Origin of the sequence: Paenibacillus sp. alder61 (assembly GCF_020179875.1) — a bacterium.
Taxonomy (GTDB): Bacteria; Bacillota; Bacilli; order Paenibacillales; family Paenibacillaceae; genus Fontibacillus; species Fontibacillus faecis.
Map to the genome: position 1 here is coordinate 29,550 of NZ_JAIUDG010000020.1, position 13,543 is coordinate 43,092.

Consider the following 13,543-nt stretch of genomic DNA (forward strand, 5'->3'; position numbering starts at 1 on the left):
TTTTGAACCGCCGGGAAATTCGACCGGGATATCCTGACCGTCAAAAAAGGGCCGGTCGGCGAACACGTCGCCCACTGGCCCTTCCCTTTATTTTTCGAGCTGCAGCCATCGCGCAAAAATTGCGGCGGCTTCGGCTCGCGTCGCTGTTTGCAGCGGCTTTACCAGGTTGGAGGGGTTCCCTTTCAGGAGTCCCGCCTCCGTCAGACTTTCGACCGCCGGGGCCGCCCAACCCGAAATGGTTGCATGGTCGGCATACGGATCGAATCTTTCCGCGGACGAATGTGCGAAACCGGCTGTCTCCATAGCCCTGGAGATCATGACAAACATCTCCTGCCTTGACACCGCCGCATCCGGGCGGAAATCGCCGTTCTCATCCCCCTTCACCAAACCGGCCCGAAAAGCGGCCGTAATCTCGGCTTCATACCACTTGCCCGAGATGTCGCGGAAGGCGGCCGTCTCCGAAGCGGAGACCAGGCCAAGCATACGAACCAGCATAGCTGCCAGCTCGGCGCGCGTAACGGATTGTTCCGGCTCGAACCTGCCATCATCCGTTCCCATCACGATGAGCTTGTTAGCCATCATCTCCACATCCAGCCGGGCCCAATGCCCATTTAGATCGGAGAAACTTCGATGGTTCTCCAACACGGTGTAAATGCCGGAACCCGGCAGTTTGAATGCAACCGCGCCATCGGCTCCGAACCGTGCCGGCACATATCGGAAGGACTCGATGCTTTCATCAAGCGTCGCCGCCGTCAAATGAAGGCTCGGTACCCGAATGTCCCTCGCCGGTTCAAATATTAAGGCGATCGGATGATCGTCGGTTTCCAGGAACGTGCCGTCGGATTTCATCCCGCTTAGCTGCAGAAGGAACGGCTCGATCCGAAGCTCCGCTTCCATCTTCTTCGCGAGCCCCAGAATCCGCGACTTTCTTTCCGGGCCGAGACTTTCCAGCGACAGACGGATCGAATCCAGAGAAGGTTGCGCTTTGAACCTATGGAGATCAGCCAAATGAAGCTCCAAGTCTCCGAGCGGCGTACGCCATTCAAGCTTCATCCCGCCGTTTTGCTCCAGCAGGTGATCCAGGACGGCCGGCTTCACAAGGAGAGCCCATTCTTTGCTTCCTTCCCTCGTCTCGATGGCGATCACCCCACTGCGAATTTGTTCGGCTTTCAAAACGATGGTCCGGCCGGCCACTCCGTCCAACAGTAAATCGATGTTCAACTCCCCCTGGGAACTCGTTCGCGGCGGAATAACAACTCCGCTGGAAGGCGTGCTTCCGGAACGACCGGGCCCTTCCCCTTCAGACCCGTCATGCTTCACGGAACCCGGTAAAATATGAAGCTCGGCCGTAGCGGTGAAACCCTCGTAAGTGGCGCTGACCCACGTTGTGCCGGCCTTTAGTCCGCGCAATCTTCCGGCGGTGTCCACCGCCGCAATATCTTCGCCGCCCAAGTGAAATGACGCATCGCCGGAAACCTCGGCCGAGGTCCCGTCCGAATAGGTCGCGTTAAGTTCCAGTTGGAGTTGTTCTCCTTCCTTCACTTCGTAGCCTGCGGCACCGAAAGCAAGCCGGGTAGGTACGGCATAGACCGTAACGGGCGCTCTGGCCGTCAATCTGCCGCCGTTTCCCTCGTAAACCGCCTGAATGACGGTCGTGCCCGGCTGCAGACCGGTAATGTACCAGTAGCCATCCGCGGCCTGACCGACGTGAATCGAGCCGTCGTTGTATTCAAAGCTTGCTTCCGAAGTTATATCCGCCGTCACATCGCCATACGTAACTTCCACGACGGTCCGCTGCGACTCTCCGATCTGTAACCGATAGGATGGCGGAGTAAACCAGATTCCGTCGGCAAAAGTAACCCGGACGCCGCCGGGAACCTCCGTCCCGTTGATCCAGGCGTGGATATCCGCAATCCCCGGCTCCGTGGAACGGATTTCAGCCGTGTATTCACCGGCCGTTCCGTAGGCGGCTTCCGTTACGGTTCCGAGCGTCGTCTCGAGACGCACTCCTCCCGGAGCCGTCGTCGGGTTGCCATATGCGTCTTTAACCTTGACGGTAATGAGAGCCGCCGCATTACCGTTGGCCGGCAGAGCTTCCCTGTTCACCGTCAGCTCCGAGGCCGGGGCTGAAGCGTTCCCCGGCAGAAGCTCCACCTGGACCGTATCGGCCACAATGACGTCGTCAATCGCAGCGGTAACGGTGGCTGTCCCGGCCGTGGTCGAAATCAAACGGGCCGTATACCTTCCATCCGCCTCATAAACGGCGGAAGTGACCGTTCCGAGCGTCGAGTCGATGCGGATCACCGCGGGAGCTCCGCTATCCGGCACCGTATTGCCGGAAGCATCCTTCAGCTGGACGGTGATGAGCGCTTCATCGCTGCCGTCCGCGATCAATGTAGTCCGGTTGGCCCCCACCGTGGAGGTCGCCGGGGAAGGTCTCCCCGGCTCAAAGAACACGGTGGCCGAAGAGCCGATCGGTACGCCGCCCAGCGTCCCTGTCACAACGGCCGTTCCGGCCGCTGCGGAAGAGAGTTCCGCCGTATAGCGTCCGCTTGAAGTATATTTCGCGTCCGTCAATATGCCGAGTGTGGTGGACAGCTTCAGTTGAATCGCTCCGCCGTCCGTGCCCAGCTCATTGCCGAACTCGTCCTTCAACTGGATCGTCACCACGGCTTTACTGCTGCCGTCCGCGGTTACGGCGGTCCGGTCCGCCGACAAAGCCGTCGTTTCCGCCGCCGCTCCGTCAGGCCGAAATTCGATCGGGGTTCCGGCCGCTAAGGCGACGCCGTTCACGGTACCGGTCAGCTCCGCCAATCCGGCCTTCGTACCGGATGTCAATACGGCCGTGTAGGTCCCATCCGCTTGATCCGTCACGGAACTTAGCGTTCCGGCGCTCGTTTGGATTTCGACCCGATCGCCGCCGGCATTCAGGCTGTTGCCGAAGCGGTCCTTCAGCCGCAGCGTGACCTTGGTCGAGTTGACCCCGTTTGCCGTCAATTCACGCGTATCCGCCTCGAGAACCGAATGAGCGGCTGAAGCGGCTCCGGCAACAAACTCGACCGCGGCGGACCGCTGGAACACTTCGCCGTTGACCGTACCGGACAATTGGGCAAGGCCCGTAACGGTGCCTGCGGTCAGCACGGCCGTATAGGTTCCGTCGCCGTTGTCCTCCACGGCACCGAGGGCGCCGGCCGTTGTGGTCAACACAACGTGATCGCCGCCGCGGTCCAATTCGTTTCCGCTCGCGTCAATCAGCCGGACCGTTACTTTGGATGTACTGGTGCCGTCCGCCGTAATGGCCGGAAATTCCGGAATCAACAAGGAGGTTTCCGGAGAGGCCGCGCCCGGCAAAAACGCGATGGATGCCGTCTCGCGGAGAGCCGCCCCGTTTACCGTTGCCGTTACTGTTCCACTTCCGGCTGTTCGGGGTGCCGTCAACACCGCGGTGTAAACGCCATTCCCCAGATCGGCGATTTGGCTGACGCCGCCGGCCGTCGTTTGAAAAGCAACGTGATCGCCGCCCTTGACTAAAGCATTGCCATAGGCATCCTTCAATCGAACGGTGAGGGCGGTGGAGCTGATCCCATCGGCCGTCAGCGCGGCAGTTCCGGCGGACAATTCCGATGTCGCCGAGGAAGCCTGGCCGGCCACGAACGTGACTTCCGCCACTTGCGATACCTTCGTACCGTTCAGCACGGCGCTTACGGTCGCCTTGCTCGCTTGCGTGGATGACGTCAAGGTCGCCGTATAAGTTCCGTCCCCGCGGTCCGTTACTTTGGACAACGTCCCACCGGTGGTTTCCAGGGCAACCCTGTCGCCTCCTTGCGTAATCGGGTTGCCGTACACGTCCCTGGCTTGGACCGTCACCGTCGCCGAGCTTACGCCGTCCGCGGTAATGGCGTCCGGGCCCGCCAACACGGACGTGGCGGCGGGCGAAGCCGAGCCGGGCACGAAGGAGACGGTGGCCTTGCTTGCCAAGGCCCTCCCCCCGATGCTGCCCGTCACCGTTGCCGTTCCGGCCGCCGTCGGCGCCGTCCAGGTCGCGGAATAAGTTCCGTCTCCCCGGTCGATCACCGCGCTTAGCGTTCCGGCCGTCGCAGACAGCAGGACTTTCCCAGCCGAAGCCGTCAACGGATTGCCGTACGCGTCCTTCAGACGGACGGTAACGGTGGCCTTACTCGTCCCGTTGGCCGGAAGTGTCCCCGCGTCAACGTTGATTACGGACGTCGCTTCCGACACGGGGCCGGGAACGACGCTCAACTCCACCGTTTGCCGAAGCTTCACGCCGTTGACCGCTCCGGAGACCGAGACGGTGCCGGCGTTCCGGGGGGCGGTCAGGGCGGCCGTATAGGTCCCGTCGCCTTTATCGGCCACAGCGCCAAGCGTGCCGCCGGTCGTCTGCAAAGTGACCGCGTCCCCGCCGGTGGTCAAAGCATTACCGTGGATATCTTTCAGCTTCACGGTCAACATGGTTTTTCCCGTTCCTGCCGCAAGGGTGCTGCTGTCGGCGGACAGTACGGATTGGTCGGCCGACGCGGCTCCCGGTATAAACGCGACTTGAACGGTTTGCTTAAAGCTCAACCCCATCCTGGCGGATACGGTAGCCGCGCCTGTAACGGAGCTCGAAAATAGCCTAGCCGTATAGCTTCCGTTCCCGTGGTCCGTTACCGCCGAAAGAGTGCCGGCTGTAGTGGATAATGTTGGTTTTCCGGCACGGTTTGACAGGGAATTTCCATATTGATCCTTGAGCGTCAGCGTGATATTCGTCCAACTGCCGCCGTCCGCAACAATGGCGGAATCGTCCGCGGTCAACGTCGAAATCTCGTACGATACCTCGTCCGCCGTGATGGTTACATCCGCCGTCCGCTGCAAAACGGCGCCATTGACCGTCGCGCCGACCTTCCCGGTTCCGGCGGTCGTTCCGGCCTTGAACACGGCGGTATACGTGCCGTTTCCAAGATCGTTCACTTTGCCTATAGTGCCGTTCGCGCTTTGAATAACGACCGTATCCCCGCCTTGGGTCAAAGGATTCCCGTTGGCATCCCTTAGCCGTACGGTCGCCGTTGCGGTCCCCTTACCGGCTTGCAACTGGCTCGCATCGAGCGAAATCTCCGATGCGGACGCCGACGCGGCTCCCGGTACAAACTGTACCGTCGCGGTTTGCGCGATGGTCTGCCCGCCCAGCTTGGCCGTAACCACGGCTGAGCCTACCGCGACCGGCGCCTTCAAAACGGCGGTGTACGTGCCGTTCTTATGATCGGTGACCGGCGTCAGCGTCCCGGCGGTCGTACTCATTTGAACGGTTCCTCCGCTCGCGGTCAAGGCGTTTCCGTTGTCATCGATCAGTTGTAAACTCAGGGTCGAAGAACTGGCGCCGTCCGCCGGAACCGACAAAGGATTGGCCGTCAGCGTCGACTTGGACAGCGAGGGACCCAGCGGTTTAATCGTCACCTTCCCGGGCGCGGTCAACGGATAACCGTTAATCGTTCCGGTGATCGTAGCCGTACCGGAAGTCTTTGACGCGGTTAGTTCAGCCGTATACGTTCCGTCCCCGTGATCGGTCACCGGTCCCAATGTGCCTAACGTAGTGTTCAGTTGAACGCTTCCTTCACTTTTGCCGATGTTATAGCCGCTCCCCTCCTTTAAGGTAACGGTGACCGTGGTCTTCCCGGTTCCGTCCGCCAAGAGGGTCGGCGGGTCGGCGCTGATATTCGTTCGGGCGGGATAGACTTGGATCGGGCTGGTGTAGTAAATGTAAGTCGTTTCGTAAGACGTCCCCAACTCCCCTTTGCTTGTCCAGCCTCCCCCCCATACGGTACCGTCCGCTTTCATGACGAGTCCGTGGTTGTCTCCGGCGTAAATCTCACGGGCGTCGCTCAGAAATTTTGTTGCGACTTGCAGGTTGCGATTTTGCATGCCCCACCACCAGACCGTTCCGTCACTCTTCAGCGCCATGCTTAAACGGCCGCCTCCGGAGATCCTGGATACCCCGGTAAGGGGGACCGATCCCGTTTGTAATACCTGAATGGCCCGATTGGATGACGTTACCCCGGGATTGCCCAGATTGTAGTTTTCATTGTAACCCCAAGACCAGACGGTACCGTCCTCCTTAAGAACCATCCCCCCGAGCCGGTTGCCCTTGAGGTCGGTGATTCCCGTCAATGGCGCTCCGCTGGAATCCGTAACTTGCACGGGATATACGGAATCCGCCGTCGAACCGTTACCGAGCGCGCCAAAGCCGCCATATCCCCAAGCCCAGACGGTGCCGTCCTCTTTGAGGGCCATGGAATGGTAATCCCCGCCGCCGACCGCCTTCACATCGGTCAAGTAGGACCCGTTCGAGGCTTTGATCCGTACGGCCCGCTGGATACTGATGTCATAATAATCCGTTAACTGGTTGGATGAATTCGAACCCCAACCCCAAACCGACCCGTCATCTTTTAACGCCAATGTATGGTCGTAGGCCGAGGCGATGCTGTGAACTTGAGTTAAAGGACTGCCGTCCGACTGGATAACCTGGACGGCCCGATACTGGTTGTCCGATGCCCCGTTGCCCAATTTCCCATAGGCTCCTCTGCCCCATGTCCAGACGGTACCGTCGTTCAAAAGCGCGACCGAGAAGTATCCCCCGCCCGCGACGGCCGCGGCATTGGTAAGCGGGCTTCCGTCGGCTTTCATCACCTGGACGGGCCGAAACGAGTTGGTCGTCGTGCCGTCGCCCAACGCTCCCGCACCGTTGTCTCCCATTCCCCAAACCGTCCCGTCTTCCGCGATGAGCAAGGTATGGAGATAACCCGCCCCAAATGCCTTAACGCCCGATGGCGCGGCGGAAGCCGCATAAACGCGAGGAGCAAATGCGGGAATGGCCAGGACCAGGGCAAGCGCCAATACGCCGATTTTCTTCAGTCTGTGCAAGTATAACCTCCCCTTCGCTAATTTGAATGACCTTAACAGGGGTATAGGCCTGGATTTTAATAACCGGACTTTATGCCTATACCTCGACGGTCATTCTAACAGAGGAAGTTGCGACAGACGATTAACGAAAGTTAATTTTTAAAATATTTTCTCCTTCTCTAAAAATGGGATTTGACATAATCCCCGCTCGGCAGTAATATTTGACCTGTTGGTTTTATGTAAAACTCATTGGTCATTTTAGCGAACTACCCGTTTTTTTTCAATGCATTTCACTCGGGAGTTTGCGTCCCAAATTATTTTACGAAAGCAGGTTATGCAAGATGTCCAGTCCATCCGTTTCATCCCAAAGCACCGCACAGTCACAGTCGAAGGACTTTTCCATCAAACAGTTGTTCGCTCCTCTGATGGCTGTAATTATCGGGACGTTTATGGTCATTCTCGACAGTACCGCTGTAAATGTCGCCGTTCCCACACTGGTCCATTATTTTGATACGTCACTTCAAGTGATTCAATGGTCCGTCACCGCCTATACTCTCGCCCTTTCTGCGGTAATCCCGCTGGCAGGCTGGATGTCGGATAAGTTTCAACCCAAACGCGTGTTTCTGATGTCCATTGGTTTATTCACGTTGGGCTCCATTCTGTGCAGCCTTGCCAGAACACCGGAACAGCTGATTCTTTTCCGGGTCATCCAGGGACTTGGCGGAGGCATGGTGTCGCCGATCGGGACCGCCATGGTATACCGGCTGGCACCCCCCGATAAAAGAGGGGCGGTCATCGGCATGTTCGGGATCCCCATGCTTCTGGCTCCCGCCCTTGGCCCGGTGCTATCCGGTTGGCTGGTTGAATACGTGAACTGGCAGTGGATATTTCTGATCAATCTCCCCATCGGGATTATGGGCATTCTGATCGGTGCGAAACACCTGCCTTCTTTCCCGGGGAATACGGCATCTTCTTTGGACATTCGCGGGATGGTCCTGGGACCGCTGGCTTTCGCCATGATCACATTCGGAGTCAGCGAAGGCGGGGTAAGCTGGACCTCACCCCGGACACTGACGGGCCTCGCGGTGGGAGGAGCCGCGCTGCTTTTATTTATCGCGAACTGCCTCCGGCACCCTCAGCCTCTGATGGAACTGCGGGTATTCAAAACGGCGGATTTTACGCGGGGAATTATTAATTTGTGGATCATGCAGACCGCTTTGTTCGGCACCGTACTGCTGTTTCCGCTTCTCCTTCAGCAGATCAAATTTTATTCTCCATTTCAGACGGGGCTGATCATGCTGCCGCAAGCGATCGGAGCGATGATTTTTATGCCGATGGCGGGCAAGCTTTTCGACAAGGTCGGGGCGCGTCCTCCTTTGATCGTCGGGATGACGCTGATCTCGGCGGCGCTTTTCGCGATGTCGTTCCTGAAGATGGACACCCCGCTCGTGATGATTCTGCTGGCTTTATTCTTTTTGGGATCCGGGATGGGACTTTCCATGATGTCGCTGAATACCCATGTGCTCAACGCGACTCCTCCCGCCCTGGTCAGCAGAGTCACCCCGCTCACGAGCGCAACCCAACAGGTGGTCTCTTCCTTTGCCATCGCCGGTTTCACAGGCGTCCTCTCGTCCAGGTTAACGGCGAATCAGGCACAAAGTTCGGATGCCGCCGGTCTGTTGCAGGGAAGTATGGCCGCCTACGGCGAAACCTTTTTACTGGCCGCCTGTATCGCGTTGGTCGGATTGGCGTTAAGCTTCTTTTTAAGAAGGCCGCAACTCCCTTCTTCGGAAACCGGCAAGCCATGATCCTCCAGCCCGTATTGTCGGCGGCAAGCAAAAAGAAAGAACCTCCTTCCGCGGAGGTTCTTTTGCGTTTTTACAATTGTTCCAGCACCAAAGGACGGAGCTGATGGATATAGTAGGCCAGCTCGTTTTCCGAGGCCAAGTCCTTCAGTAAGGCGTGAACGAGGAAGGTGCGGGGCTGCTCCGCCTTGATTTCGACCGCTAGCATTTCCAAAACGCCGAGCAGATCTTTTTTTCGGGAATTGGGTACGGTCAAACCGGGAATTAGGGAGGTCAAGGCATCGAAAAGTCCCGCTTTCCGCTCTTCGTGAAGGTCATGTAAAGACTTCATCTCAACTCTCGCGTATTCCGCCATCCGTTCATCCGAGAGTAAGGGAACAGGCTGCTTCGCCGTGATCCCGGTTACCAGATCATCCATCCTGTCCGCGATAAAAGCGGCAAGAATGAGCGGTTCCAGCGGTTTACTGCCGAAAAGCACATGAAAGGTGTACTCCCGAATCATGCCGCTTAATAAGGCGGTGGCATCCCACGTCCAAGTGGAAATGACTTCTCCATAGTTCCGCTCCAGAATATCCCGATAATATCGGAACATCTCGACGCGCAGCCGGTTCATGACACCGCCGATCCGGTCATTGTTGATCATCGTAAGTTCATTGTGATCCCTGGCGATGTAATAGCCATGCTCGATATAAAAATGAATCTGGCAAGCGATTTCCTCCAGAAACGTCTCCCTTGCCCCCAATCCTTTCTGTCTGATCCGTTCCACCGCGAGCATCATTTCCTGCTGCCGTGTCTCAAGGATCCGAATATATAGTTCGTCCTTGGATACAAAAAATTTGTACAGTGAACCTTTTGCGATACTGCAATCGTCCGCGATATCCTGAATGGACGTGGCCTGGTACCCCTTCTCCGCAAACAGCCGGATCGCGGATCGGATAATCTTTTCCTTTAAAACGCTCATACAGAAGCCCCCGATATTCCGTTCTTTTCAGTGTCAAATATAATAGTACAACCGAATCAAGAATGCAAACGATTTTAAGCTTGTCATCATCCGTATCCGCGGTAAAGAAAAAGCCGCCGAAACATCGGCAGCCATGTATCCATCCCTAGATGAGTTCAAAATAGACATGATAGCTTTCATGATGTACATCCGCAAGCGGAACAAAAAGGAGATCCGCCTTGTTATAGCGAAAAGCCAACCCTGGGGAACCCGTTTCCTTCGTAAATTGCTCTTCCAGCCTCTCCGTCCGTAACGGCAGCCGCAAAAACTCCTTGACGTCCGAAAGCGCGGCCAAAACATATGGCCCATAGGCCAGCGACACCCGTTCCTTCCGGTCCGGAGCGGCCTCCAAACGGAGACTGCAGCCGAAGCCAAGTTTGACCGTATCTCCATCCCGCCATTCCCGGCGAATGGACAAGTAGCCGTTGTCGTTTGCGACATCGTCCATTTCTTGATCGTTCACCATCACCTTATAATTCCCCGAGGCCCAATGAGGCAGGCGAATCTTCAAGTCCAGCGTGCCGCTCCCCTCAAATTTTAATGTCACATTTCCCGGATGGCGCTTATCCGCTTCTTGCGTAATCTTAAGTTTCCGCTCCGGCCAATCCAAGGTGGAAGACACAAACAGATTGACATACAAGGTGTCCGCCTTGTGAAAATAAATGCCCTCCGCATATTTAAAATGATTTTCCAATCCGGTTCCGTGACAGCAGGTGTTCTCGGTGCTATCGAACGACTTCGTCCATCCCGGCCCGAGCGGCATAAAATATGTGCTTCCCCCGGTCGGTTCGCTGTCGCAGCTGGCGAGAATGTGGTTGAACATCGTCCGTTCGTAGTAATCCATCATTGCCGCTTCCGGCCGGTAGGCAAACAGTTCCTTCGTAAGCTTCAGCATGTTATAGGAAGCGCAGGTCTCGGCGGTTTTATCGCTAAGATAGTCGCCGATTCTTCCCGGCTGCCTGAACATCTCGCCTTCGCCGGTTCCGCCGATCGAGTAGATATGGGCCTCCGTGACGGCCCGCCAGAAAAAACTCGCGAGCTCATAATACCTCTTTTCCCCGGTCACCTGGAAAATCTTCAAAGCGCCGAGGACCTGGGGGATATGCTGGTTGGCATGAAGCCCGCCCAGGGCGTCGATTCCTTCAAACATCGGAACGAACAGGCGGTCGTTGTCGAACAGTTTGGCCGCCGCGAGATGTTCCGGCTTTCCGGTAATGGAGTGGAGCTCCGCCAGCGATTCGTTCATGCCGCCGTACTCACCGGCGATATACATGCTCCACATCTTGTTCAGCACAGGCTTCGGCAGCCGGCTTAACCTACGGTACACCCAGTCCCCGAGTTTGTCCGCAACGGTCAGCGCGGTCTCATTATCGAGATAACGGTATCCGTCGAGCAATCCGGCGAAAATTTTGTGCAAGGTATAATAGGGCGCCCAAATTTCCGGGTAACGCGTAAACCGCTCCAGCAAATCGAATTGCTCCTCCGAGTATCCGCTCAGGAAGCCCTCCCGGAATCCGGGCTTGCCGCTAAAGGCCCGCTGGCATTCCGCAAGCGAGTCGATGATATACTCCGCTTTTCGCTTGATCTCCCCGTCCCCTGTAGCCGCATAGCACAAAGCCAGCGCGGATAGATAGTGTCCCGTTGTGTGCCCCCGGAGCAGGCATTCCGGCGAATCCCAGCCGGTCATTTCCGGAGCTCCCAGCGTATCCAGCCCGGCGGCGGCTCTGAAATTAAACAGCATCTGGTCATCGTCGACGGTTTTCAGGAACTTCAGGCTCCGGTCCTGCGCCGCCTTAAACTCGGTTCCGTCTTTTAGCCGAATCCGGTGGGCGGGAAAAACGTGCACGGTCGGAGCGGTCGACACGATTTCCTTGTTGCGTTCGCCGGATACCTGTACTTCCGCATATACCGGGATCGACGTATCCCGAAGAACGCCATAAACTTGAAAGGTTCCCGTTTGACTGAATAAGCGCTCCTCCCCTTCCTCCCAATCCACGGGATGGGAAAGGACCTCGTGTTCCTCCGTTTCGACCACCGCCACGGAAGGCAGATGATAGACCGCGCCTGTTTCCGCCTGCAAGTGAAGAGGATATATCCGGGTGACTTGGATGTTGTTCGGCTCCTCCAATATGGTAACCTCATAGATCTTCTCCTTGACGCAATCGCCATACTGAAAGGACGCCCGCAACCGAACCGTTCGCTTGCCGATTCCGTACTTGGGTCTGAACACGCTGCCGTCAGGTCTTAGGAAGCGCGTATCTTCCGATTGCCAGGTGATGCTTGATCCGTACTTTCCTTCCCGAGGCAAGTTGAGGTTGAACTCGACCGTACCGAGATTGCCCAAATACAGGGCTTCCATGTCTTTTAATACGATGATTTCATTTTCCGTCACTGTCCCCATGTCATCCCCTCCTTTACCCCTGTTTCATAAATGAACGCTCCATTTCGGATTTGATTTAGGTTCCCCCGCGGCCCGGCTAACGGCTTCCCGAACGCGCTCCACCACTTTGGGGTTGAAAATACTGGGAATAATATATCCTTCATGCAGTTCGTGCTCCTCCACCACGGAAGCGATCGCTTCGGCGGCGGCCAGCTTCATCTTGTCCGTGATTGAGATGGCCCGGCTGTCCAATATGCCCCGGAACAAACCGGGAAAGCAGAGGACGTTATTGATTTGATTGGGATAATCGGACCGACCCGTAGCCATGACGCGAACGAGCCCCTTCGCCTCTTCCGGATAAATTTCCGGTACGGGATTGGCCAAGGCGAATACAATGGGGTCGTTCCCCATCTTTTGGATATCTTCGGCCTTTAATACCCCCGGTCCCGACAAGCCGACGAAAATGTCCGCGTCCTTGATGACGTTGGCCAGTTCCCCTTTTTCCAGGGCGGGATTTGTATTTTGGGCATACCAGTTCCAGATTTCCCGTTCGTAAACCCGCTCCCGGACAAGAGCGCCTTGGCGATCGACACCGACAATCCGTTTTACGCCGGCGGACAGCAGCATTTTCGTGAAAGCTACCCCGGCCGCTCCGATGCCGCAGATCACGATTTTGCAAGCTTCCAGGGTTTTGCCGACGACTTTTAACGCATTCATCAATCCCGCCAGCAGAACGACGGCAGTGCCATGCTGATCATCGTGAAACACGGGAATATCCAGCTCTTCCGTCAGCCTTCTCTCGATTTCGAAACAACGAGGCGATGAAATATCCTCCAGATTGATGCCGCCGAACGCAGGCGAAATTCTTTTGACGGTTTCAACGATTTCGTCGGGATCCCGGGTATTCAAGCAAATCGGAAAAGCGTCCACCCCGGCGAGCTGTTTGAACAGCATCGCTTTCCCCTCCATTACCGGCATGGCCGCAAGCGGGCCGATATCGCCCAAACCTAGCACGGCGGAGCCGTCGGTGACGATGGCGACCGTATTTCTTTTGATCGTAAAAGAGTAGGCCAGGGAAGGATTCCGGTGAATCGCCGTACTGATTCGGGCTACCCCCGGGGTATAGGCACACGACAGGTCTTCCCGGCTGCGGATCGGCGTTTTGGGAACCACTTCAATCTTCCCGTCCAGGTGAAGCCGTAATGCCGGGTCCGAAACGAGAGCCTGCTTGACGGTATCCCATTTGCTTAATGCGTCGGCAACTTGCGGATAACCCGATTCGCTGACCGTGATGTCCATATAACTTCGGCCGCCTTCGTCCCATTCGGCTAACACGGATAGCGTATTTTCGCCGGTGGCTGCCAGCTGCGCGGTTATTGTATTCCATGGTACACCAGCGTCCGTTTCCAGACGCAGCACCTTATACTTATCCTTGTACTCATCCTTCTCGGCTTCAACAGACAT

At 56.8% G+C, this 13,543-nt stretch carries 5 protein-coding genes; 1 reads left to right on the forward strand and 4 read right to left on the reverse strand.

Annotated elements, in window-relative coordinates:
• Positions 1-87: 87 nt before the first annotated feature.
• Positions 88-6,915 (reverse strand): invasin domain 3-containing protein, encoded by a 6,828-nt coding sequence (locus LBW89_RS19995; protein WP_225040042.1) that lies wholly within the window; start codon positions 6,913-6,915, stop codon positions 88-90.
• Between the two features lie 320 nt (positions 6,916-7,235).
• Between LBW89_RS19995 and LBW89_RS20000 the strand changes: the two genes are divergently transcribed.
• Positions 7,236-8,702 (forward strand): MDR family MFS transporter, encoded by a 1,467-nt coding sequence (locus LBW89_RS20000; RefSeq protein WP_225040044.1) that lies wholly within the window; start codon positions 7,236-7,238, stop codon positions 8,700-8,702.
• A 70-nt stretch (positions 8,703-8,772) separates the two neighbouring features.
• Here the strand turns inward: LBW89_RS20000 and LBW89_RS20005 are convergent, their stop codons facing one another.
• The 3 genes from LBW89_RS20005 to LBW89_RS20015 all read right to left on the reverse strand — a co-directional run bounded on the left by LBW89_RS20005 (position 8,773) and on the right by LBW89_RS20015 (position 13,543).
• The gene (locus LBW89_RS20005; RefSeq protein WP_225040046.1) at positions 8,773-9,660 is read right to left on the reverse strand and encodes a TetR/AcrR family transcriptional regulator; all 888 of its coding nucleotides are present in this window, start codon (positions 9,658-9,660) and stop codon (positions 8,773-8,775) included.
• A gap of 145 nt (positions 9,661-9,805) precedes the next feature.
• Positions 9,806-12,100, reverse strand: a complete 2,295-nt coding sequence (locus tag LBW89_RS20010) for a beta-L-arabinofuranosidase domain-containing protein (protein ID WP_225040048.1) — start codon at positions 12,098-12,100, stop codon at positions 9,806-9,808.
• Between the two features lie 24 nt (positions 12,101-12,124).
• On the reverse strand, positions 12,125-13,543 hold the full coding sequence (locus tag LBW89_RS20015; protein WP_318249418.1) for an NADP-dependent malic enzyme: 1,419 nt from the start codon (positions 13,541-13,543) through the stop codon (positions 12,125-12,127).

Coding starts and splice junctions, on each gene's coding strand:
- LBW89_RS20000 (WP_225040044.1), top strand. CDS start 7,236: ATGTCCAGTCCATCCGTTTCATCCCAAAGCACCGCACAGTCACAGTCG.
- LBW89_RS20005 (WP_225040046.1), bottom strand. CDS start 9,660: ATGAGCGTTTTAAAGGAAAAGATTATCCGATCCGCGATCCGGCTGTTT.
- LBW89_RS20010 (WP_225040048.1), bottom strand. CDS start 12,100: ATGGGGACAGTGACGGAAAATGAAATCATCGTATTAAAAGACATGGAA.
- LBW89_RS20015 (WP_318249418.1), bottom strand. CDS start 13,543: ATGTCTGTTGAAGCCGAGAAGGATGAGTACAAGGATAAGTATAAGGTG.